The 23,994-nt window shown below is 63.5% G+C and carries 19 protein-coding genes and 1 riboswitch; of the genes, 9 read left to right on the top strand and 10 right to left on the bottom strand.

Annotated elements, in window-relative coordinates:
- The first annotated feature begins 144 nt into the window (after positions 1-144).
- The 4 genes from M1P90_RS31540 (at position 145) to M1P90_RS31555 (ending at position 6,861) form a co-directional block, all read left to right on the top strand.
- Entirely contained in the window at positions 145-3,546 is a 3,402-nt protein-coding gene (locus tag M1P90_RS31540) for a GAF domain-containing protein (protein WP_483699735.1), read from the top strand.
- A 10-nt stretch (positions 3,547-3,556) separates the two neighbouring features.
- Positions 3,557-4,141, top strand: coding sequence for a leucyl/phenylalanyl-tRNA--protein transferase (aat, locus tag M1P90_RS31545; RefSeq protein ID WP_483699736.1), 585 nt, complete (start codon positions 3,557-3,559; stop codon positions 4,139-4,141).
- Positions 4,142-4,448: 307 nt separating this feature from the next.
- Complete coding sequence (locus tag M1P90_RS31550) at positions 4,449-6,068, top strand: DUF4153 domain-containing protein (RefSeq protein WP_483699737.1); 1,620 nt, start codon at positions 4,449-4,451, stop codon at positions 6,066-6,068.
- Positions 6,069-6,423: 355 nt separating this feature from the next.
- Positions 6,424-6,861, top strand: coding sequence for a response regulator (locus M1P90_RS31555; RefSeq protein ID WP_483699738.1), 438 nt, complete (start codon positions 6,424-6,426; stop codon positions 6,859-6,861).
- Positions 6,862-7,028: 167 nt separating this feature from the next.
- Here M1P90_RS31555 and metK read toward each other — a convergent pair whose 3' ends face one another.
- The 8 genes from metK to mtnA form a co-directional block, all read right to left on the bottom strand.
- On the bottom strand, positions 7,029-8,240 hold the full coding sequence (metK, locus tag M1P90_RS31560; protein ID WP_483699739.1) for a methionine adenosyltransferase: 1,212 nt from the start codon (positions 8,238-8,240) through the stop codon (positions 7,029-7,031).
- 63 nt (positions 8,241-8,303) lie between these two features.
- The gene (locus M1P90_RS31565; RefSeq protein ID WP_483699740.1) at positions 8,304-8,687 is read right to left on the bottom strand and encodes a hypothetical protein; all 384 of its coding nucleotides are present in this window, start codon (positions 8,685-8,687) and stop codon (positions 8,304-8,306) included.
- Positions 8,688-8,771: 84 nt separating this feature from the next.
- The gene (gene ahcY, locus M1P90_RS31570; RefSeq protein ID WP_483699741.1) at positions 8,772-10,034 is read right to left on the bottom strand and encodes an adenosylhomocysteinase; all 1,263 of its coding nucleotides are present in this window, start codon (positions 10,032-10,034) and stop codon (positions 8,772-8,774) included.
- 268 nt (positions 10,035-10,302) lie between these two features.
- Complete coding sequence (locus M1P90_RS31575; protein WP_483699742.1) at positions 10,303-10,539, bottom strand: hypothetical protein; 237 nt, start codon at positions 10,537-10,539, stop codon at positions 10,303-10,305.
- Entirely contained in the window at positions 10,536-11,537 is a 1,002-nt protein-coding gene (locus tag M1P90_RS31580; protein ID WP_483699743.1) for a Gfo/Idh/MocA family protein, read from the bottom strand. Before M1P90_RS31580 ends, M1P90_RS31575 begins: the two co-directional genes overlap by 4 nt.
- Positions 11,538-11,682: 145 nt before the next feature.
- On the bottom strand, positions 11,683-12,663 hold the full coding sequence (locus M1P90_RS31585) for a carbohydrate kinase family protein (RefSeq protein ID WP_483699744.1): 981 nt from the start codon (positions 12,661-12,663) through the stop codon (positions 11,683-11,685).
- A 25-nt stretch (positions 12,664-12,688) separates the two neighbouring features.
- Positions 12,689-13,744 carry a uroporphyrinogen decarboxylase/cobalamine-independent methonine synthase family protein gene (locus tag M1P90_RS31590; RefSeq protein WP_483699745.1) on the bottom strand — a complete coding sequence of 352 codons (1,056 nt, stop codon included), beginning with the start codon at positions 13,742-13,744 and terminating at the stop codon, positions 12,689-12,691.
- Positions 13,745-13,755: 11 nt separating this feature from the next.
- Entirely contained in the window at positions 13,756-14,832 is a 1,077-nt protein-coding gene (gene mtnA / locus M1P90_RS31595; RefSeq protein WP_483699746.1) for an S-methyl-5-thioribose-1-phosphate isomerase, read from the bottom strand.
- 42 nt (positions 14,833-14,874) lie between these two features.
- Positions 14,875-15,056: riboswitch (SAM riboswitch) on the bottom strand.
- A gap of 204 nt (positions 15,057-15,260) precedes the next feature.
- On the opposite strand from mtnA, the gene M1P90_RS31600 reads away from it, so the two are divergent.
- The 5 genes from M1P90_RS31600 (at position 15,261) to M1P90_RS31620 (ending at position 21,770) form a co-directional block, all read left to right on the top strand.
- A complete protein-coding gene (locus tag M1P90_RS31600; protein ID WP_483699747.1) occupies positions 15,261-16,034 on the top strand; it encodes an MBL fold metallo-hydrolase in 774 nt (257 codons plus the stop codon).
- Between the two features lie 239 nt (positions 16,035-16,273).
- Positions 16,274-18,733 (top strand): glycosyltransferase, encoded by a 2,460-nt coding sequence (locus M1P90_RS31605; protein ID WP_483699748.1) that lies wholly within the window; start codon positions 16,274-16,276, stop codon positions 18,731-18,733.
- Between the two features lie 9 nt (positions 18,734-18,742).
- Positions 18,743-19,795: a GHMP family kinase ATP-binding protein gene (locus tag M1P90_RS31610; RefSeq protein WP_483699749.1), complete on the top strand. Its 1,053-nt coding sequence runs from the start codon at positions 18,743-18,745 to the stop codon at positions 19,793-19,795.
- Between the two features lie 161 nt (positions 19,796-19,956).
- Positions 19,957-20,514: a PepSY domain-containing protein gene (locus M1P90_RS31615; protein ID WP_483699751.1), complete on the top strand. Its 558-nt coding sequence runs from the start codon at positions 19,957-19,959 to the stop codon at positions 20,512-20,514.
- A 293-nt stretch (positions 20,515-20,807) separates the two neighbouring features.
- A complete protein-coding gene (locus M1P90_RS31620) occupies positions 20,808-21,770 on the top strand; it encodes an alkaline phosphatase family protein (protein WP_483699753.1) in 963 nt (320 codons plus the stop codon).
- A gap of 152 nt (positions 21,771-21,922) precedes the next feature.
- On the opposite strand, the gene M1P90_RS31625 is transcribed toward M1P90_RS31620, so the two are convergent.
- Positions 21,923-23,314, bottom strand: coding sequence for a HAMP domain-containing sensor histidine kinase (locus M1P90_RS31625; protein ID WP_483699755.1), 1,392 nt, complete (start codon positions 23,312-23,314; stop codon positions 21,923-21,925).
- Complete coding sequence (locus M1P90_RS31630; protein ID WP_483699757.1) at positions 23,301-23,990, bottom strand: response regulator; 690 nt, start codon at positions 23,988-23,990, stop codon at positions 23,301-23,303. The genes M1P90_RS31625 and M1P90_RS31630 overlap by 14 nt, the downstream gene beginning before the upstream one ends.
- Positions 23,991-23,994: the final 4 nt, after the last annotated feature.

Consider the following 23,994-nt stretch of genomic DNA (forward strand, 5'->3'; position numbering starts at 1 on the left):
GTCAGTCATCTTATTTCGGCCTTCATCCGTCGGTTGTCCAATCGTAAATCGCAAATCGTCAATCGTAAATCTTCGCGCCCTTTGCGTGCTTTGCGGTGACAAATTCTTCGGTCGTCGTTCGTCAGTCGTCAGTGGTCGTCATCCATGACACACGCCTCCACAACCAGCTTCCCGCGCCACCCGCGCCTGCGCTCGTTTGCGCGCCGCTTCGGGCGGGCACACCTCGATTTCGCCTGCCACGCGGCTTTCCCACTCGCGCTCACGCCCGACCTGCTGTACTTGCTGTGGGCAGCCTTCCCGCGCGACGCGCGCGACCAGCCAATTGGCGCGCCCTGGGTTGCCGTGGCCGACCTGCTGCTGTCGAGTTTGTGCGACGAGGTCGGGCACGAGCTGTTTGAGTTCGAGCCCGAGGTGCGCGACGAGCTGCTGGCCGAGCTGAAAAGGAGCCCACGCTTTGGCCCGGCGCGCATCACCGCGCTGGCCGCCTTTGTGTCCGAATATGTCGGCCAGCAGCTGCGCAGCAGCGACCCATTCGTGCGCGATTTTGCCGAGGCGCAGCACTGGGCCGCCCGCGCCGCCACCGACCCGGCCAGCGCCGCTGCCGAGCTGGCGCGTGCCTATGCCGAGCTGCGCGGCACCGAGCGCGACCGGCTGCTGCGCCTGGAAGCGATCATCGAAGCCATCGCCCGCCCCGAGCGCGCCAGCGACATCGAGTCGCTGCTGCCCTACGCCCGCGCCCTGGCCGACTGGGCGCGCGGCGACCAGGCCCGCGCCGCCGTGGTGCTGCGCAGCATGGTCAACAGCACCGGCCAGATCCGCCTGGGCGGGCTCGTGCTGCCGGTGCCGCCCGCAATTGCCGCGCCTGCTTCTCTCACCGCTTCAGAAGCACCGCCGCAGCCAATGTCAGCACCATCCGCGAACGATGAGAAGATAGCGGAATTGCGTGAGCGACGCTATAACAAGCAGCGAGAATTGCACCTTCTTGAACAGCAGCGCGCATATTTTCGGCCTGCTGCGCCTGTGCATGTGCTTAACGGCATCGAGGAAGCGCGGGCGCAATTGGCGCAGCTCGACGCGCAGATCAGAGAACTGTCTGGCAACATCGATGCGACTGCGGTTAATCCAGCCGAAGAGATTGCGCATTTGCAAGCGCTGCGTGTTATTCAACTGCGCCGCCTGAGCATTTTGGAAGAGCAGCGGGCGATGCTTGGCAGGACGGTGCCAACAGAGATAGCAATTGAAATCAGCGAACTTACGCAGGAGCTCGAAGCAACTGAGCAGCAATTGCGCGAGTATGGCGCGTCGCTGGAAGCTCCTTCCTCACCGGATGAAGGCCCGGCTCCAGGTACTGCTGAGGAGCGAGCGCAGTTAGAAGAGTTGCGCGAGGCGCACCAGCGGCGCTTACAAATTCTACAAGAGCAGCAGGTAAGGTACGACATCCATACTCCTCCGCATATCATCATGGATATTCAAGATGCGCGGATGGCAATTGCGCGAATTGATAAGCAATTAAGTTTTGATCAAGGCAACGAAGCGCGTATTGCACAACAAGATAGTTCTGCTGACGCGCGTATGGAAACACTACTCGCAAATATTTCAAAGGAAATGAGCCAGCTGAACGCAGCCGAGGTGCCAGCGTTTCTGCTTGCCAAAGCCTTTGAAATGGTCGCATCAGACACAGGCACTGTGCATGGATACGACGCGCATACCCGCGAATTAGTGCTCCTTGCCGAGCGTGGGGTGGGGTCGCAAATGCCCCACCGGCAAAGCCTGAATGAGGGCATCACTGGGCTTGCTGCCAAGGAACGCCAAAGTATCAGGCTCGACAATGTTATGCAGTCGGAGGAATATATTCGTGTCGTGCCAACAACCACCTCCGAGCTTGCCGTTCCACTCCTTGATGGCGATGAGCTGCGCGGTGTAATAAATCTTGAAAGCGCGAGCGAGGCCCAATATAGTGAAGCAGATGCGCGCTTCGTGCAGGCTCTGGCTGCGCTTGCCGCGCGCGCGCTTCGCACAACCGAGCCAGCCGAAACTCAGCAAGAGGCAGCGCCCGAAGGCACACCCACCCGCCCCCAGCTCGAGCAGCAGCGCGCCGACATCCAGCGACGCTTGCAGAAACTGGAGCAGCGTTCGCACCGCACGCCCGAGCCCACACCTCAAAGCGCAACCGAGGCCGCCGAGCTGCGCCGCCAGCTTGACGCGATCGAGCGGCAGCTTGCGTCGGTGCCCGCCGAAGAAATTGCGCAGTTACCAGTGCCCGACATCGAGATTCGGTCCGACGAAGCACCACTCACAACTATTTCGCTGCACATTGCGCGGCAGGGCAGCGGCTACAGCATCAGCCTTGTGGGCGACGCGGGCATTGCACAGGCCGCGCTGGCACCGAGCGAGGCGCAGCTTGAAGAGCTTGCTGGCCTTGCACGCCGCAGGCTCGACGAGGTAGTGAATACGCAGGTAGGTGGGCAGTTTGTCTATCAGAATGAGCGAACAAGCATTGAGCCCGAGGTTTATGCGCAATCGCTGCGCACGCTGGCCGAGGCGGGCAGCTTTCTCTACCACCAGCTCTTTTTCGGGCCGGGCAGCGGCGAGGATTCGCACGCGCTTGGCAACCAGCTGCGCGAGCTTTCGCAGCGCGCCCGCCTGCGCATCACCATCATCTCCGAGCGCGTGTTTCTGCCCTGGGCGCTGCTCTACGATGGCCCGCCTTCCCCGTCGGAAGCAGTCAATCCTGAAAACTTCTGGGGCTTCAGGCATGCGATCGAGTGCCAGTTGCCCTCGACATCGGCCAACCTGCCGGCCATAGCGTCGGGCGCGCTGATTGCGCCAGGCACCGCGCTTGAGCTGGCATTCGTTGGCGATAATGGTCTCGATAGCCAGCTTGCCCAGCCAGTTGTCGAACAGCAACGCGCAAGCCTGAGCGCATTGCCCAATGTGCGCTTGCAGGATTATTCCAACGTCAGCGATCTGTATCGCTTGCTGAGCGACAGCTCGATGGCGACAGATGTGATCTATATATATGCTCTTATGCTTGGGAACTCGGACGCTGATGCGGATGATACGCGAATTTGCCTTGGCGACGAGCAGATTATGCTCACTGAGTTACGGGCGCGTCTGTCCATAGAGCCATTAACTGGCCGACCGTTTGTGTTTATGAACGCCCAGCGTCTGCTAAGCGCCGACCCCACGCAGACCGACAGCTTTGTGCCCTACTTTCTCCAGCGCGGCGCGCGGGCGGTGCTGGGCGGCGAGGCGAGCTTGCCCGTGTTCTTCGCGGCGCAATTTGGGATGGAATTCGTGAGTCGCTTTGTGGCGGGCGAGGAAAGCGCAGGCAACCTGCTGCTGGCGCTGCGCCGCGCCTACCTCACGCAGCGCCGCAATGTGCTTGGGCTGCTGTATGCGCTCTACGGCCACGCCGACGCGCGCGTGAAAAGATCGGCACCCGGTGCCTCGAATGTTGCTTTCGACGAAGAAGAATTTGATCCAGAATCGTTTGACTTCCAGGATTTTGGCTCAGCAGCAGATAATCACCCACCAATATTCTAGCCTGGTGTGTATGCAACTCACCCCCGAAAACCTGATCGCCGGCTACTGCCAGGGCCTGTTCCCCATGGCCGACGACGACGGCACGATCAACTGGTACGATGTCAAGCGGCGCGCAATCATCCCGCTCGACGCCTTTCACGTGCCCAAACGGCTGGCGCGGCGCGTGCGCAACGGCGGCTACGACATCCGCGTGGATACCTGCTTCCGCGAGGTAATGCTAGCCTGCGCCGCGCCGCGCCCCGACCACGACGGCACCTGGATCTCGGATGAGATGGTGGAAGCCTACGCTGCCCTGCACGAGCTGGGCTTCGCGCACAGCGTTGAGGCGTGGGCCGGTGGCGAGCTGGTGGGCGGGCTGTATGGCGTCGCCATTCGCGGGCTGTTCGCCGGCGAAAGTATGTTCAGCCGCGCCACCGACGCCAGCAAAGTCGCGCTGGTGCATCTGGTCGAACGGTTGCGGCGCGGCGGGTTTCAGCTGCTCGATTCGCAGTATATCGTTGGCGAGCATATGCTGCAGTTTGGCACGATCGAAATCTCGCGCGCGGAATACCAGCGCCGCCTGGCGGTTGCGCTCACAGTTGAAACGACGTTCTGATTTCTTCACAGATTACTCAGATTACGCAGATAGGCCATCTGCATATCCTCCAATTCAATGCTCTAAAGATCCTGATCCTGTTCTTCGGAAATTTGTTGCTGGTTTGACCAAAGACGAATGACGAATGACCAATTGCTTCGTCATTCGTCCTTCGTCCTTCGTCTCAGCAGCCGAGCCGCACTTGCTTGCTTCGTCTGCAAACACCCGTCAAGCACTCGGGTGCGTGCCGCTTTGCACCCACACGGTCGCACGCCTCGCGCCGTTCTGGTATAACAAGCATGAGCAATTGGTTCAACGGAGCACGTCCATGCTTGCAACACTTCGCAACCACCACTCGATCTTCTACGCGGCGCTGGCGCTGGGCCTGTGCGCCGACTACCTGTTCTACGAGCGCGCGGCTGGCATTTCGGTGCTGCTGTTTGTGGCGCTGGCGCTGGCGCTGCGCGGTGTGCTTGCCCGCGCCGAAGGGCGCTCGATGGCGCGTGGCAACCTTCTGCTGGCGGGCGCTGCGCTGTTTTTTGCTGCCTGCCTGGCATGGCGCGCATCGCCCACGCTCACTGCCCTGAACACGCTGGCGCTGCTTGGGCTGCTGGCGCTCAGCACCGTGCTGTATGGCAACGCCGAAGCGCTCTGGCACGCGCCCGCTGCGCTGATTGCCCGGCTGGTGGGCGGCCTTGCCGATGCGGTTGGCTTGCCGCCGGTGCTGGCGGCGCGTGTCGCGCGCGACCTGCCACGCGAGCGCGGGCGCATCCGCCACCTGCGCCCGATTGGCTGTGGCCTGCTGCTGGCGCTGCCGGTGCTGGCAGTTTTTACGCTGCTGCTCGCCAGCGCCGACACCGTCTTTGCCAGCTATGTCGATCAGATCTTTAGCTTTGAGCTGCCATTCGAACTCGACTCGCTGTTTGGCCACGCCTTCTTCATTGGCGCAATGGCGTGGGCCTGCGCGGGCGGCCTGCTGGTGTCGCTGCTGGGCGGCCAGCTTTCGGCTTTTGGCAGCGCCTTTGCCGACCTCACGCGCGCAATTGTGGGTATTGTGTATGTTGCGCCGGGCGAGGCAACGGACGAATTGCCCGCCGAGGGCGACACACAGGAGCTGCGCATGCCGCGTCGCGCGCTCATTTCGCTGGGCGCAGTCGAAGCGCTGACCGTACTTGGCGCGGTCGATCTGCTGTTTGGCAGCTTCATGGCAATCCAGGGCGCATACTTCTTTGGCGGGCTCGATACCCTGGCGCGCACGGGCATGACCTATTCGGAATATGCGCGGCGCGGCTTTTTCGAGCTGCTGGCGGTGGCGTGCCTGGCGCTGGCGCTGCTGTGCGCGCTGGCAATCGTGACGCGGCGTGAGGGCGGGCGCGAGCGGCGGCTGTTTCTGGGCGCCAGCGCAGTGATGATTCTGCTGGTGCTGGGGCTGCTGGCCTCGGCGTTTCAGCGCATGGCGCTCTATGAAGCGGCATATGGCTACACCGAGCTGCGCATCTACACACACAGCTTTATGATCTGGCTGGCTGCCGTGCTGGGGCTGTTTCTGCTGGCGCTGCTGCGCAATCGTGCGCAACTCTTTGTGGCGGGCGGCCTGGCAGCGGCGCTGGTGTATGTGGCGCTGCTAAACCTCGCCAACCCCGATGCATGGATTGTGCGCGAGAATATCGGCCGCCTGCATATGGTGGTGGAACAGCCGCGCGGCGACGAGCAAGTCGATGCCTACTACCTCACGCAGCTCTCCGCCGACGCCACGCCCGCGCTGGTTGGCGCGCTCGGCCAGCTCGACCCTGCGTCGTGGCACACGGTTGCGGCGGCGCTGGCCGAGCAGCACGCAGAGATCGCCACCCGCATGACCACCAGCGGCTGGCCGGCCTGGCACCTCGGCCGCGCCCAGGCGCAGTGGGCGATTGAGCGCGCTGGGCTGGCAACGCCGGGTACGCGCTGATGCGCTTTCAGCGATATTCGATTTTTTCTTTGTGTGCGTTTTCCGCGCGTAGCGCGGAAAACGCACACAAAAAGAATAGCTCATACCTTGCTGCCGCAGGCTAAAGACCACGCAATGTGCGTCACCGCGTAACTCGTGTAATGAAACAAATATTTGAAAACGATATGCACTAACATTGCATTGATAATGCACAAATATACACATTACATCTATAGTAAATATGTAAGTATTGAAAAGTATATGCACCATCGATGCATCAAGATGGCACAAATAATTAATACTTTAAACTTTTAGAAAGTGATATAATGTGTATGAAGAGGAGAATTATGAGGCTCAATTGAAGAAAGAAGGGGAGATGCAAAACAAGCGTATTATCGTGGTCAATCACGACGACGTCTATTTGCAGCTCGTGCAGGATCTGTTAAACGACGAAAACTACACAAACGTGAGCTGCCTGCAAACAGCTGGCGCGTACCCGGTGCTGCTGCGCGAGCAGCCCGATCTGGTTATTCTCGATATCCCGGTTGTCGCCACACAAGATAGCTGGACGCTGCTGGATCTGCTGCGGCTTGATCCGCGCATGCGCACAACTCCGCTCATCCTCTGCTCGACCGACGCTAAACTGCTGGCCGAGAAGCGCGCTTTTCTGCAAGGGCGCGGCTGCGAAACGCTGGAGAAGCCGTACCTGTTCGACGAGCTGCTGACGAAGATTCAGCACGCGCTTGGCGAGCGTTCGTTCGCGCCAGGCTATGCGCTTCCAGCTGCTGCGCCGCAGCCAGCTATGGGGCAGTAGCCTGCATCACTGAAAACGAAACGCGGCCCTCGCACAATGCGAGGGCCGCGTTTTTGTTGCGTGCTAATCGAGTGAGACATCATTGCTAGATCAAGCAGAGAACAGTGTTTTCTTTCACCAAGAAAGAGCGTATCTGTGTAATCTGCGTAATCTGCGGATGGCCTGCGCTACAGGCCGGCGGCGCGGCGCAGCGCGTCGGCGCGGTCGGTGCGCTCCCACGGCAGCTCGACATCTGTGCGGCCAAAGTGGCCGTATGCGGCGGTCTGGCGGTAGATCGGCCGGCGCAGGTCGAGGTCGCGGATGATCGCGCCCGGCCGCAGGTCGAAATGCTCATTGATTAGCCTGACAATCGTTTCCTCGGCGATTTTGTTGGTGCCAAAGGTTTCGACGCTCACCGAAAGCGGGCGCGCCACGCCGATCGCGTAGGCGAGCTGCACCTCGAAGCGGTCGGCCAGGCCGGCGGCCACCACGTTCTTCGCCACCCAGCGCGCCGCGTAGGCCGCCGAGCGATCGACCTTTGTCGGATCTTTGCCGCTGAACGCGCCGCCGCCGTGGCGGGCCACGCCGCCGTAGGTGTCGACAATGATCTTGCGGCCGGTCAGGCCGGCGTCGCCATGCGGGCCACCCGTCACAAAGCGGCCGGTCGGGTTGACGTAATACTTGGTGCTGGCGTCGATCATCTCAGCCGGCACGACCTTGTGGAAGATGTCTTCGATCACATCCTCGCGAATCTGCTCCTGGCTCACGTCGGCGGCGTGCTGCGTGCTGATCAGCAGCGTGTCGACGCGCACCGGCTGGCCGTGCGAGTACTCGACCGTCACCTGGCTCTTGGCGTCCGGGCCGAGGTAGGCGATCTGGCCGCTCTTGCGGGCCAGGGCCAGCTCGCGGGTGAGCTTGTGCGCCAGGCTAATCGTCAGCGGCATCAGCTCGGGCGTTTCGTTGCAGGCGAAACCGAACATCATGCCCTGGTCGCCCGCGCCGACGGCCTCGATCTCGGCTTCGGTCATGGCGCCCTGCTTGGCTTCCAGCGCCTTGTCGACCCCCATCGCAATATCGGCCGACTGGCCGTGCAGCGCCACAATCACGCCACAGGTGTCGGCGTCGAAGCCCACGCCCGTGCCGGTGTAGCCAATGTCGCGGATGGTTCGGCGCACCACTTCCTGAATTTCGACATAGGCCTCGGTGGTGACTTCGCCCATCACCAGCACCAGGCCGGTCGTGGCCGACGTTTCGCACGCCACGCGCGAGCGCGGGTCTTTTTCAAGAAAGGCGTCGAGAATCGCGTCGGACACCTGATCGCACAGTTTATCGGGATGCCCTTCTGTCACAGATTCCGAGGTGAAGAAGAGCTGAGGTGATTGCATAAATGAGGTTGGCATGGGGAAAACTCCTGGTTTGTGAATAGTATGGAATTTTCGTATGTTCGCGCCGGTGGTGCTGGCCTAGCGCAGCTGGTCGCGGAAGCTTGGGTCGTTGATCATGCGGGCGATGATTGTGCCGTAGACGGCGATTGCCCCGACCAGCACAAGCAGGAAGAGCGCGCCCAGGCCCACCGCCAGCCAGCCATACAAGCGCGCCCGGCTCGGGTCAACGGCATTTTTGGCTTTGGTGAGCGTCACAATGCCGACAATCAGCGGCACCAGCGGCGACAGGCAGTTCAGGCCCGGCACACAGCCGATGAGCGTGCTGGCAACAATCGCCAGCGCCGCAATGGCCCAGCGGTCGCCGCTGGCGGCGGGCTGCGTTTCGGTGATGCCGGCGGGCGGGTAGCTTGGGGCGGGCGGCTGCCAGTCTTGCTGCTGCTGGCCTGGGTCGTAAATTGTCATCGCGCACTCCTCTGCCAGACAAGGAGAAAGGGAGACAGGGAGACAAGCGACTGCTGCTCGTGCCTCCCTGTCTCGCGTCTCGTCCTACGTGCCTTCTTCCCACGAGTTCAGGTACTTGTCCTGCTCGGGCGTGAGCGTATCGATCGAGACGCCCATGGCCTTGAGCTTGAGCGCGGCGATCTCGCGATCGACTTCCTTGGGCAGCGCGTGCACGCCATTGGCCAGCTTGCCCTTGTTCTTCTGCAAGAACTCCGAGGCCAGCGCCTGGTTGGCGAACGACATGTCCATCACGGCGCTGGGGTGGCCTTCGGCGCTGGCGAGGTTGATCAGGCGGCCTTCGCCAAGCAGGTTGATCACGCGGCCATCCTTCAGCAGGTACTGGTCGATGAACGGTCGCGGCTGGCGCTTCTCGTTCGAGAGCGCTTCGAGCGCCGGGATGTTGATCTCGACGTTGAAGTGGCCCGAGTTGGCAACAATCGCGCCGTCTTTCATCACCGCGAAGTGATGCCCGTCCAGCACGTTGATGTCGCCGGTGGCGGTGCAGACGAAATCGGCCAGCGGCGCGGCTTCGACCATCGGCATCACGCGGAAGCCGTCCATTGCGGCCTCAAGCGCCTTGATCGGGTCGATCTCGGTGACGATGACATTGGCACCCAGGCCGCGCGCACGGTCGGCAATGCCACGCGAGCACCAGCCGTAGCCGCCGACCACAAAGGTCTTGCCCGCCAGCAGCACGTTCGTGGCGCGGATGATGCCGTCGAGCGTGCTCTGGCCGGTGCCGTAGCGGTTGTCGAACATGTGCTTGGTGTCGCTGTCGTTAACGGCGATCACCGGGAAGTTCAGCACGCCGTCGGCGGCCATGGCCTTGAGGCGGATGACGCCGGTGGTGGTTTCCTCGGTCGAGCCGAGCAGGCCGTCGAGCAGCTCGGGGCGCTGCTTCAGGATCGCCGTCACCAGGTCGGCACCATCGTCCATGGTGATGTGCGGCTGGTGGTCGAGCGCCGCGCCAAGGTGCTTGTAGTAGGTCGGGTTGTCTTCGCCCTTGATCGCGTAGACTGGGATTTCTTCGTAAGCCACCAGCGCGGCGGCCACGTCGTCCTGGGTGCTGAGCGGGTTCGAGGCGCACAGCACCACGTCGGCGCCGCCGGCGGCCAGGGTGCGCGCCAGGTTGGCGGTTTCGGCGGTGACGTGCAGACAGGCCGACACGCGCAGGCCGTTCAGCGGGCGCTCCTGCTCGAAGCGCTCGCGCAGCAGGCGCAGCACGGGCATTTCCTTTTCGGCCCAGTCGATGCGCTTGCGGCCCTGCTCGGCCAGGTTGAGATCCTTGATGTCGTAATTGGTTGCCATTGGGTGTGTGTTCTCCTTTATTTATTATGATGTTGGGGCGCAGCAGGCAGCAAAGCTTTCGTACGATAAAGGCCCGGTGGCCTGCTGCGCCCTTACTTATTATGATGTTGGGGCGCAGCAGGCAGCAAAGCTTTCGTACGATAAAGGCCCGGTGGCCTGCTGCGCCCTTACTTATTATGATGCTGGGGCGCAGCAGGCAGCAAAGCTTTCGTACGATAAAGGCCCGGTGGCCTGCTGCGCCCTTACAATCCGCGAGTCGTCTGCGCCCTTACTTCAGGCTTGCGACCCACTCCGGGTCGACCCACAGGTCGATATGGCCGCACGCGACGCACGCTGTCGCCTCGGTGGGGTAGTGCTCGTTATACACCACGTCGAGCGAGCGATGGGCGTGCCCCGGCGCGATGGCAGCGGGTTTTTCGCCGGCGGCCGGGCCATGATCCTCGATCAGGATCACGCGCTTGACGGCGCTGCCGCAAACCGAACACGTTCGCTCATTCTCGTTCATGGTTCAACCTCCACTGCGTGGCCCGCATGCGCGCTGCGCAGCAGGGCTTCAATCGTTGCCATGTTGTCGAGGGTTTCGGCCAGCGGCATGTCGGGCAGACCCGCCGCATTGTGCCCGGCCTGGACCAAGCGCGCAAATCCTTCGGCTTCGAGCTGGTACTGGTTGACGGGCGCGAACTGAATTTCTTCGGTGCGGTCAGGGCCGGGGCCGTAGTGTACACGCATGCGCCCGCGCTGGTCGGCTGGGATGTTGAATGCGGTGTCGATGTCGATGCTGCCGCCCGTGCCAATGATCTGCACCTGCTGGTGCCCGCTGCCCGCCAGCGTGCAGCTGATCTGCGCCAGCGCGCCGCCCGGGTATTCGAGCGTGCCGGCCAGCGTTTCGTCCACGCCCGAGCCGGCCCACTGCGCCGCCGCGAGCGCGCGCGACGGTGCCTGGCCCGCCGCCAGCCGCGCCACATTGACGCAGTAGCAGCCCACGTCCATCAGCGCGCCGCCAACCAGCTCGGCGTTCAGGCGCACGTTGCTCGGGTCGGTCAGGAAGAAGCCGAATGATGCGCGAATGATCCGCACGTCGCCAATGGCGCGCTGGGCCAGCAGCTCGCCCAGCTTGAGCGTGCGCGGGTTGAAGCGGTACATAAACGCTTCGACCAGCCAGACATTGTTGGCCCGCGCTGCGTCGTACATGGTGAGCGCCTCGGCGCGGCTGACGGCCAGCGGCTTTTCGCACAGAATGTGCTTGCCGGCCTGCGCGGCTTTGATCGACCACTCGGCGTGCATGCTGTTCGGCAGGCCGATGTACACCGCTTCGACCTCGGGGTCGGCCAGCAGCGCTTCGTAGCTGCCATAGCCGCGCGCAATGCCGTAGTTGCTGGCAAAACTCGCCGCCCGCTCGGCGTCGCGGCTGGCGGCTGCCACGACATGCTCGCTCTCGGAAGCGCGCAGCGCGTCGGCAAATTTCCCCGCGATATGGCCGGTGCTAATAATTCCCCATCGCATAGCGTGTGCCTGTGCTTTCCTTAATCTCGCGTCGGCCCTCTACACTATCAAGCCGGAAGATTCATCCACAGATTACGCAGATTACGCAGATAGAGCTTTTACGAGCCAAACTATAATCTGTGCAATCTGTGGATTATCCTCGGCGTCAGGCGCGCGCGCCCTGCCCCGCCAGCGCCTCGACCTCGGCGCTTGGGCCGAAGGCGTCGGCATAGCGCGTGGCAAACTCGCCGGTTGTAAACGTGTGCTCCTGGCAGCCGCGCATTTCGATTGCGTAGGCGGCAGCCAGCGCCGCGATGCGGCCCGTCACATCGAGCGGCAGTTCGCGCGCCAGGCCGAACGCCAGCCCGCCCAGGTAGGCATCGCCCGCGCCGGTCGGGTCCACCACCTCGCTGATCGGCGCGATTGGGATTTCGAGCTGCCGCTGGTTTGTGTTGTCGTAGATGATCGAGCCTTCTTCGCCGCGAGTGACAACCGTGAGCGGTACGGAAGCGATCAGCTCGGCCTCGCTGCGGCCAGTTTTCTGCGCCATCATGCCGAATTCGTAATCGTTGCCCACCAGCACGCTCGCGCCGCGCAGGCCATCCAGAATCTGGTCGCCCTCCAGGCGCGGCGTCTGCTTGCCGGGGTCGAACAGGAACGGGATGCCCGCCTGACGGCATTCGTGGACCGAACGCTCCATCGCCTCAGGGTCGGTTGGCGAAATGATTGCCAGGTCGCTTGCGCCGAGCCCGCGCTCCAGCAGCGAAAGGTTGCGCGACTGGGCCATTGCGCCGGTGTAAAACGCGACGATCTGGTTGTTCGATTTGTCGGTGTTGATAAAGCACGACGCGGTGAATTCGTCGTCGATCAGGCGGATGCCCGAGGCATCGATGCCCTGCTGCTCCATCCAGGCGCGGTACTCGCCAAAATCCTGCCCGGCCGTCGCCACCACTCGCGGGCGCTCGCCCAGCAGCGCCAGCGTGTAGGCAATATTGCCCGCCACGCCGCCGCGCATGCGGCGCATGGAGTCGACCAGAAAGCTGACTGTTAGCATATGCACTTTATCCGGCAGGATGTGATCCTTGAAGTAGCCGGGAAAGTTCATGATGTAATCGTAGGCGAGTGAACCGGTGACGACGATACCCACGTCTTGCTCCTTGAATTAGCCTTGCTTATTCGTTCGGGCCATCCAGCCCGTGTTGTTCGCGCAGCAGTGCCGATGTTTCGGCCACCAGCTGCATGGCGCGCTCGGCGCCGGCCACCGACAGGCGGCTGATTGTGCCGGCGGTGGTGACGACACAGCGGCGCAGCACGCTTGCTGCGTCGTGCCCGCCCGGCGCAATCGCGCCCGCAAAATTGCTGGCCTGCTCGGCCAGGCGCTCGGCGCTGGCCCGCGCAATCGTTTCGTCCTCGGCGGGAACCAGCCCCAGGCCAAGCATGCCATCGCGCTCGAAAAACTCGGCCAGGGCCGGCGCGGCGGCCACCAGGCTGGCGCTGTTGTCGGCAACATTCGCAATCAGCATGTCGATACTTAATTGCAGCACTTCCGCCCAGTCGCACGCGCCGCCGGCAAACAGCGCCTTGCACGCGCGCACATCATCCAGCACCTGATTGATCTGCTGGCGCACCCGCGCCCAGTCTACCGGCACAAACGGCAGGCCAACCATTTCGAGGAAGGGCTCGTCGACGCAGATAATTGTCGTCGGGTTCCATTCGCTCAGGCGGGCCTGCTGCCACTCGGCGCGCAATTCCAGGTGCTGCACCAGCGCGTCGAACAGCATGTCGTCGTAGATCAGCGGCCGGTCGCGCTCGTCGGTTATTTGCGCGGCCAGGCTGATCGGCCCCATCAGCTGGCCCTTCAGCGCGCGATACGTGCGCAGCGATTCGCCGTGGCGCAGCATTTCGTCCAGGCCCGCAGCATCGTCGGCGCTGAGCGATGTGTACGAATAGCGATCTTCCAGGTAGGCCAGCCCGAGCGCGTCCATCTCCTGCTCGGCGCGCCGCCGGTCGACATACAGCCGCGATTGCGAGGCGTCGACCACCAGGCCGGGAAAGCCCTGCATGCTCTGGACATAGCTTTCTTCGCGGAAGCTGCGCCGTGGCAGCTGCGGCCAGGCCAGCAGCGCGCCAGCATAGCGCCGCGAAATCTCAAGCGCCTGCGCTGCGTTGTGGTGCGGCAGCCCGCCGAGCAGCAGCGGCAGGCAGGCAGGTTCGAACGGCAAGCTCATACACTGTCGGTCTAGCCTGCCGCCGCGTCGCCGCCCCCGGCTGGCGCGAGCAGCTGGCGCAGGTTGTCGGCAAAGGGCGGGCGAATCACGCCGCGCTCGGTAATCAGGGCGGTGATGAGCGTGTGCGGCGTGACGTCGAAGGCCGGGTGCGCGGCCACCACACCCGCCGGCGCAATCGGCTGCCCGCCAATGCTGGTTACTTCTTCGGTGGCGCGCTGCTCGATTGGGATGGCATCACCATCGGGCAGGCGCATGTCGATCGTGGACGAGGGCGCGGCGACATAGAAAGGAATGCCGTGCGCGCGCGCCAGCACCGCCAGCCCGTAGGTGCCGATCTTGTTCGCAACATCGCCGTTCGCCACCACCCGATCCGCGCCGACAATCACGCAGTCGATTGCGCCCTGGCGCATAAAGTAGGCGGCCATGTTGTCGGTGATCAGCGTGAGCGGCACGCCCGCGCGCTGCAGCTCCCAGGCCGTCAGGCGCGCGCCCTGCAAAAATGGCCGCGTTTCGTCGACAAAGACATGCATGGCGCGCCCGCGATCGTGCGCCACGCGAATAGGCGCCAGCGCGGTGCCAAACCCGGCGGTGGCAAGCCCGCCCGCATTGCAGTGCGTCAGCACCTGCCCGCGCGCAGGAATAAGATCCACGCCATATTCGCCAATCGCGTGGCACATTGCCAGGTCTTCGGCCATGATTGCGTGAGCTTCGGTGAGCAGAAGGTCGCGCAGCTCGGCGGGGCTGGCGCTGGCGTGGCGCTGGGCGGTGCGCAGCATGCGCTCGGTGGCCCAGGCGAGATTCACTGCCGTGGGGCGGCTGGCGTCGAGGGTGGCTTTGGCCGCTTCGAGCAGCGCCAGCAGCGCGGCGCTGGTGCCGGCGGGCTGGCGGGCGGCCAGCGCCATGCCATACGCGGCCGTGCAGCCGATCGCGGGCGCGCCACGCACCTGCATCGAAGTAATCGCGTGCGCGACCTCGGCCACGCTGGTGCAGCGCACGGACGTTTCCTGATTGGGTAAGAGCCGCTGATCGAGCAAGCCGACGGCGTCGCCATCCCACCAGATATGCTGATATGCTGTGTCAGTACTCATAGAAAAAGCCGCCCGCATCGCGAGAGGCCGTTGTCGTGCTACCTCTCATCTTTCAGGCGCATAACGCGCCTGCAGGAATTGGCACCTTCCCGCCATTTACGATTGACGATTGACGATTGACGATTGACGGCAGCGCCTCATCGTAAATCCAAAATCGCAAATCATAAATCGGCAGGGGTTGCCGGGCTTCGTCGGGCCAGTCCCTCCGCCCCTCATGATGAGCATTATGATGCATTTTTCAAGCCGCGATTATAGCATAGTCGCGGGCGCGCTGCAACCACGGGCCGTTTGGCGCATTTGTGCATCTGCGCTGTGCCACGCAGCCGCGCCCGAAGCCGGTGTGCTATAATATTGAGCACACAGAATTCATGCAGCGACGGCGCAACCTGTGGGGCGTGCCGCGCGATTGCCATACGCCAGGCGCAGGTATGCGATTGACATTTTTGGGCACCGGCACCTCCATGGGCGTGCCGGTCATTGGCTGCGAGTGCGCGGTGTGCACCTCGCCCGACCCGCATAACAAGCGCTTGCGCACATCGGCATTGCTGGAAGCCGATGGCAAGGCAATTTTGTTCGACGCCGGCCCCGATCTGCGCCAGCAGGCGCTGGCCGCCGGCATTCGTCGCGTCGATGCCGTGCTGCTGACGCACGCCCACGCCGATCATATTTTCGGCCTGGATGATTTGCGGCCACTCAATTTCGCGCAGCGCGCCGCCATCCCGCTCTACGGCACCGCCAACACCCTGGCCATGGTGCGCGAACGTTTCGGCTATGCGTTTGTGAATACGTCGGAAGGCTCGACACGGCCGGCGCTTGAGCTGGTTGAGATCCAGAGCGGCGTGCCTTTCGACATTGGTAGTGTTACCATCGTTCCGTTCGATGTGCAGCACGGCAGCTGGACGATCACGGGCTTTCGGATTGGCCGCCTGGGCTATGTCACCGATGCCAGCAGCATTCCCGCGCCGTCGCTGGCGCAGCTGCGCGACCTCGACGTGCTGGTGCTTAATGCACTGCGCGCCAAGCCGCACCCGACACACTTTTCGCTTGGCGAGGCCTGCGCCGTGGTGGCCGACCTTGAGCCGGCCCGGGCGCTGCTGGTGCATATGACGCACGATGTCGAGCATGCCAGCGTTGACGCCGAGCTGCCCGCGCCGGTACACCTTGCCTACGACGGCCAGGTCGTCGAGATCAGCGAACCCTGATCTACGATTGCGTATCGTAAAACTGGCATTGGCCGGGCGCAGGAATGCATGAAGAAGCGGTTCTGTGGTACGATAACAGTGCGATCAAGCAACGTTCATATCAACAGTACTTTCCCTGCGACGCGTGTGTCGCGTGGTATTTGGCCAGCCTCGCGCAGAGCGCAGCCTTTACCGTTGCGCGCGAGTGCGCCTGGCCGGCGCATTGCTGGCACGCCGCAGCTGCATAGATTCGGAAAACCATGCGTATTGCGATTGATGCGCGCCTGAACGCCTACCGCCAGGGTGGGATTTCTCAGTATACGCGCCAGCTACTCACGGCTTTGCCCGATACAGCCCGCGACGACCAGTTTGTGTCGTTGCAGCACCGCGACCACCTGCGCCCGCTGGCGCTTGCGCCAAACGTGGTGCGGCGCAGTGTCTATACCCCTCCCCATCATCGCTTCGAGCAGTGGACGATGCCGCTGGAGCTGCTGCTGGCTCGCCCGAATGTCGCGCACTTCCCCGATTTTGTGGCCCCGCTGCGCCGCCCCTGCCCAGCCGTTGTGACCATTCACGACCTGGCGTTTATGCACTACCCCGAGATTCTGGACGACGCCGCGCGCGCCTACTATGGGCAGGTGCGAACCAATGCGCCGCGCGCCGAGGGCATTATTGCCGTTTCGGAAGCTACGCGCCAGGACATTGCGCAGTTCATCGACATCCCAATCGAGCAGATTGACGTGATCTACGAAGCCGCCGCGCCGCTGTACAAACCGATTCCGCTGCGCGCTGGCGAGGCGCGCGTGCTGAACTCAACGCCGGTGGAAGCTGGCTCGTTTATGCTGTTTGTGAGCACGCTTGAGCCGCGCAAGAATCTGCCAACCCTGCTGCAGGCATTGCGCATCTGCCTCGACCGGCGGCCCGACGCGGGCTACCGGCTGGTGATCGTCGGGCGGCGCGGCTGGCGCGACGAGCCGATCTTTGCGGCGGTGCGCGACCTGAAGCTGGCCGACCATGTGTTATTTGCGGGCGGCGTGGGCCAGTACGACCTGCGCTGGCTGTACAACGCCTGCCGCATCTATATCAACCCTTCGCTGTACGAAGGCTTTGGTCTGCCGCTGCTTGAGGCAATGGCCTGTGGCGCCCCCTGCCTGGCCGCCGCGACCTCGAGCCTGCCCGAGATCGGCGGCAACGCGGCGATCTATGTGCCGCCGCTCGATGCCGATGTCTGGGCCGACGAGATCGAGGCGCTGTGGGATGATAGTGTGCGCCGCGCCGAGATGGGGCGCATGGGCCAGGCCCGCGCGCAGCAGTTTTCGTGGGCGCGGGCCGCGCGCGAAACAATGGCGGTGTATCGCCGCGCCGCTACCGAGCGGGCGCTGCCCACCACGGCCACGCCGGTGCAGGCCGGCCTCGACCTGCCCATCCCCACGCGCGCGCCAATGTCGCCGGCTGGCCCGCGCACCTGCGTGCAATGCGGCGCGGATCTCAAGCCCACCAGCCTGCAGCATCGCCTGGCGATGCGCGCCGATGCCATGCCCGCCAGCGCCGAGCCGATCGCGCCGCGCGCCTGGGCATGCGCTCGCTGCGGCCACGTCGAGCTGGTGGTCGATTGGGCCGGGGCCGGCGACGGCACGGGCGTATTGCACTACGCCCCGCTTGACGAAGGACGACCGACGGCGGCAGATGCTGCCGAGCTTGAAGACGTGCCTGCCGAAGCAGATGGCGGCGACGGCAAGGGCGTATTGCAATACGCCCCGCTTGACGACGGACAACCGACCACGACAGATGCTGTCGAGCCAGAGGTTGTGCTTGCCGAAGCATATGACGCAACTGCCGAAGCAGATGGCGGCGACGGCAAGGGCGTATTGCACTACGCCCCGCTTGGCGACGGACAACCGACCACGGCAGATGCTGCCGAGCTTGAAGAAGCCCCTGCCGAAGCATACGACAGCACTGCCGAAGCAGATGGGAGCGGCGGCAAGGGCGTATTGCAATACGCCCCGCTTGGCGAAGGACAACCGACGGCGGCAGATGCTGCCGAGCTTGAGTCAAGTGCTGCCGAAGCATATGATGCCCCTGCCGAAGCATATGACGCCACTGCCGAAGCAAATGATGCCACTGCCGAAGCAAATGATGCCACTGCCGAAGCATATGACGCAACTGCCGAAGCAGATGGCGGCGACGGCAAGGGCGTATTGCAATACGCCCCGCTTGACGAAGGACAACCGACGGCGGCAGATGCTGCCGAGCTTGAGTCAAGTGCTGCCGAAGCATATGACGCCACCGCCGAAGCATATGACGCCACTGCCGAAGCAAATGATGCCACTGCCGAAGCATATGACGCAACTGCCGAAGCAGATGGCGGCGACGGCAAGGGCGTATTGCAATACGCCCCGCTTGACGAAGGACAACCGACGGCGGCAGATGCTGCCGAGCTTGAGTCAAGTGCTGCCGAAGCGAATGGCGCGCTGCCGGAAAGCGAAATGCTGCCCGCCACAACGCCCGCGCTCCCGCCCGAAAGCGCGCACGACGGCCAGCCCGCGCTGGCACTGCCCGAAGATGCGGCGCTCGATGGCGGCGTGCCGCATTCCAACGGCAAGCACACTGCACCAGCCGCCAGCGTGAAATCGAACGCCCGCTCCACGCGCCGCAGCAGCGGCGACACGGCCACGACCACCACAACCAAACGACGGCAGAATAAGACCAAACGAAAGTAAACAGACGGCATGGCTCTGCAGCCCTCGCCCCGCCTGATCCACAGCCACGCGCCCATTCGCGTCTGCGACAATGGCGGCTGGACCGACACCTGGTTCGCGGGCCACGGCGCCGTGTGCAATATTGCGGTGTCGCCCGGTGCCACGGTGCAGATCGCCGCCACGCCGCGCGCGCCCCGCACGCCGCATGTCACACTTCACGTCATCAACTACGATCAGCGCATTCACTACGAGCCAGCCGCGTGGGGCGCGCGCCCGCCCTTCGATCACCCGCACCCGCTGCTCGCCGCCGCGCTGGCCGAAATCGCGCCGCCCGACGACCTCGCGCTCGATATCGAGATCGCCTCGCCCATTCCTGCCGGCGCATCCACCGGAACCTCGGCCGCCGTCACCGTGGCGCTGCTCGGCGCGCTCGACGCCCTGCGCCCTGGCCGCCGCACCGCCCACGAGATCGCCTACGCCGCGCACCGCGTGGAAACCGTGCGCCTGGGCCAGCAAAGCGGCATTCAGGATCAGCTTGCTTCGGCCTATGGCGGCGTTTCCTACATCGAAATGATGCGCTACCCGCATGCCAGCGTTTCGCCCATTCGCCTCGCCCCAGCCCTGCGCTGGGAGCTTGAGCGCCGGCTGCTGCTCGTGTTTCTTGGCACGGCCCATAGCTCGTCGGAGGTGCACGGCAGCGTGATTGCGCGGCTCGAGCAGGAAGGAGGCGCATCGCCGCAGCTTGCCGGCCTGCGCCACTGCGCGGCGCTCATGCGCGATGCCCTGTATGCGGGCGACTGGCCGGCGCTTGGCCGCGCCATGGATGCCAACACCGAATTTCAGCGCGCGCTGCACCCCGAGCTGGTGAGCGCAGGCGCGCAGGCGCTGATCGAGCTGGCGCGGGCGCATGGCGCGCTGGGCTGGAAGGTGAATGGCGCGGGTGGGGCTGGCGGCACAGTGGCGCTGCTGTGCGGCCCCGACAACGCGGCCCGGCGCGCGCTGCTGGAGCGTATACCTCAGCTCGATTCTTCCATGCGCGTCCTCCCCATCGCCCTCGACGCCGACGGCCTGCGTGTGTGGTAGTGCGCGAACGGCGCAGCAAACACATTCCGCACCCACTTCCAGCGCCTCATCAGCGCGTCGGTTTCTTCAGAGATAGTTCATGTTCACTTCATGTCTGGCTTCTATAGTGGCAATACGTCGCTCGTTGGGAGCGGCGGAATGCAACACAAGGAGCACACAACATGATGAAGTGGATTCGCGTTATTGCGCCGTTCGCCGCGCTAATGGTCGTGCTGGCTGCCGGCTTTGCGGCGCTTGGCAATGGCCAGGCAAACGCGCAGCGTGCTGCGGCCCCGGCAAGCGCGCCGGCAGCACAGCCGCCCGCGCCCACCGAAGAGCCAAAGAACGGCCCCGACACTGACACGGTCGATCAGCAGGACGGGCCGCAGGATGGCGCGCAGGATGCGGAAACGCCGGACGGCGCGGCTAACACGGAAACGCAGGACGGCACCGAGCAGCCCGACAACGAAGCCGCCGATGCTGCGGCACTGGCTGGCAAGGCAACCGTCACCGCCGACCAGGCCAAAGCAACCGCGCTCGCCGCGAACCCCGGCGCGACGGTGGTGAAGGCCGAGCTTGGCGACGAGAACGGCGTGATCATCTACAGCGTCGAGCTGAGCAATGGTGCGGATGTCAAGGTCGATGCCAACAGCGGCAAGATCCTGAGCACCGACCAGGCCGGCAGCTCAGCGAGTGACGGCGCGGGCGATACGGAGACACCCGACTCGTCCACAAAGTAGGCGCTTCAGCACAACCCAATGCGGTCGAGGAAACAGTAACTCTGTTTCCTCGACCGCATTATTTTTTATGCAGCTTTTGCCGGCGAAAGCATTTCTCCTCGTTTCATGTCAGCTTAATCTGGCAAAACTATAGTAGAACCCAGCACACGCCGCGCATGCATCGTGATGCGCAGGCGAGGTGTACAGTCCAGTTTGTACTGGCTGTCGCGGTCATGCTGACACTGCCCTGGGGCTGCAATACACGCCCTCGTTCGGGCAAAATGTCGCACCAATTTGCAAAGAAAGAAACATCCATGTCATCGTCTTCTCGCATTACTGGCGGGCTCAGTATTATGCTTGCCGGCATTCTGGCCGTCTTCGCCTTCAGCGCGTTCCGCAGCCCACCCAGCTCGCCCGCTCATTCTCCGGCGACTGCTGCTTCGGCGCTGCCAGTGCCGGCCTTCAAACACATCTTTGTGATTGTGATGGAAAACAAGGATTATGCGCGCGTGATCGGCAGCGACCAGGCACCGTATATGAGCTCGCTCGCGCAGCGCTATGGCGTTGCAACCAACTACTATGGCATTCGCCATCCGAGCCTGCCGAACTACCTTGCGCTGACTGGCGGCGACACATTTGGCGTCACAAGCAACTGCACCGATTGCTTTGTGAATCAGCCTAATCTGGCGGATCAGCTGGAGGCGGGCGGCAAATCGTGGAAGGCGTATATGGAAGGTATGCCGAGCCCCTGCTTTATTGGCGACGCGGTGCCGCTGTACAAGCAAAAGCACAATCCGTTTATCTACTACGACAGCATTCGCACGAACCCGGCCCGGTGCAGCAATATCGTGCCGTTCACACAATTTGCGGCAGACATCCAGGCCAATACGCTGCCGGATTTCGTTTGGATCACGCCGAACATGTGCAACGACATGCACGACTGCCCGGTTAGCACTGGCGACACCTGGCTCAAAACCGTTGTGCCCCAAATTTTCGAAACGCCAGCCTGGAAGGATAACGGCGTGCTGTTCATCACGTTCGACGAGGGTTCAGGACGGGCTGGTTGCTGCGGGAATGCGGCCGGTGGTCGGCTCGCAACGCTGGTGCTGTCGCCGCTCGGCTGGTCTGGCTTCACATCGGATGTGCCGTACAGCCACTACTCATTGCTCCGCACAATCGAAGCGGCGTGGAAGCTGCCCTTGCTTGGCCAGGCGAACTGCGACTGCGCGATGCCAATGGCCGATTTCTTCACACCCGCCGCGCCGCCAGCGCCATGACGATTGGGCCGCGAGCGCATTCAACAAAGAGCTGTAGCTGAAAGACAATGTGAAACGCCGGAAGTGCCAGGGAGAAAATCTCTGGCACTTCCGGCGTTTCGGACTCTTCGCCTTCCCGACGCGCCATGCTCTCGTTCAGGGAAGCCTGGTTTTCAGGAGCTACACGGCAGTGTAACTGTGGCGGTGGTTCCAGCGCCGGGCGTGCTCTCGATGGCGATGGTACCGCCGTGCGCGTGGATGATTTCCTGCGCGATTGCCAGCCCAAGACCGGCGCCGCGTGTCGTGCGCGAGGCTTCGGCGCGGTAGAAGCGGTCGAAGAGGCGCGGCAAATGCTCGGCGGCGATACCGCTGCCGGTGTCGGCAATCGATATTTCTACGGCATCGGAATGGCGATTAGCGGCGACGGTGATGCCGCCCTGGCGCGTGTATTTGATGGCGTTGTCGAGCAGATTGACGAACACGCGAATCAGCGCATCGCTGTCGCCCTGCACGATTAAATTCGGCGCGATGGCGCATTCGAGCGTGAGGCTGCGCGCTTCGGCCAGCGGCACGAGCGAATCGGCGACGTCTTGCAGCAGCAGGCTCAGCTCCACCGGGCGGCGCTCCGCGAGCGCCTGGCCTTCGCCGCGCGCCAGCCGCAGCAAATCGTCCACCAGCGTGCGCAGGCGATTGGCTTCGTTGGCAAGGTCGTCGAGCGCTTGCTCGTAATCTTCGGGCGTGCGGCGCTGCTCGCGAATCACGCCGAGGATCGCCTGCATGGCCGCGAGTGGCGTGCGCAATTCGTGCGAGGCGTCGGCAGTGAACTGGCGTTCGCGCTGGAATGCCGCTTCGAGGCGGGCCAGCATCGTGTCGAACGTGGCCGCCAGCCGCCCCACTTCATCATCGGTCGCGGGCAAGCCGAGGCGCGCGTGCAAATCTTCGGCCGAAATGCGGCGCGCCGTGCGTGTGATCTGGTCGATTGGAGCGAGCGCGCGGGCGGCCAGCAGGTAGCCGCCACCTGCTGCGGCGCAGATAAGCAGCGGAATGCTGACTAAAAGCGCTGTCAGCAGTCGCTGCAATGTCGCCTTGACGTCTTCGAGGCTTCGCGCCACTTGCACCGCGCCGATAACCTGATTGTTTTCGGTGATTGGCGCGCTGTACCAGCGAACGGTGTCGCCGCTGGCGGAATCAGTCGTGGTTGCGAATGAGCTTTGGTTCAACGAACTGGAAGCCGTGGTCGAGGCGAGCGGCTGGCTGTGGTATGGCCCGACGGCCTGCAACACATGCCCGGCCGGGTTCAGCACGCGAATAGTCAGGCCGCGCTCGCGCAAGCCAGCGAGGGCCGATGTTTCGGGAATGCTGTCGGAAATGGAGAGCACGCCGTTCTCGATATTCACGGCTGCAATCGCCTGCGCGGCGCTGAGTTGAAGCGAATCGTCGGCGTTTGCGTACAGGCTGCGCGAAAGATTGGCGTACACAAACGCGCCGAACGCGATCAGCGCGCCCAGAAGCAGAATGGCGACCCAGAATGCGAAACGGACACGCAGCGTTCTAATGCGGCTCATCGTCGCCTTCCGCCAGCCGGTAGCCCGCGCCGCGCACGGTGTGAATGAGCTTCACCGCGAAGGGATCGTCGATTTTGCGCCGGAGGTTGCGGATGTACACATCGACCACGTTCGACTGGTTGTAGACTTCATAGTTCCACACCTGGTCGGCGATCAGCGTGCGCGTAAGAACGTGGCCGGGGGCGCGCATCAAGCATTCGAGCACCGCGATTTCCTTGGTCGTCAGCTCGATCGACTTGCCGGCGCGCGCCACCTGGCGGGTGCGCGTATCCAGCGTCAGGTCGGCAAACTCTAGCGCCGAAGTGCGCGGGGCGTCGTCGGCGCGGCGGATGAGCGCGCGCAGCCGGGCCAGCAATTCGCGCAGCGCGAAGGGCTTGACGAGGTAATCGTCGGCCCCGGCGTCGAGGCCATCCACCCGGTCGTCGACGGTGTCGCGCGCGGTCAGCATCAGGACGGGCGTGCGAACGTCGCGGGCGCGCAGTTCGCGGCACACGGCGAGACCGTCGATTTCCGGCAGCATGATATCGAGTATGATCAGCTCAAAGGTGGCGCTTTTGGCCCATTCCAGCGCCTCGCGCCCGGTTTCCGCCAGATCGACCGCATACCCCTGTTCTTCAAGGCCGCGCTTGATGTACGCGGCGAGCGTGTGTTCGTCTTCCACCAGTAAAATATGCATGACC

The organism is Kouleothrix sp. 19917 (assembly GCF_057073505.1).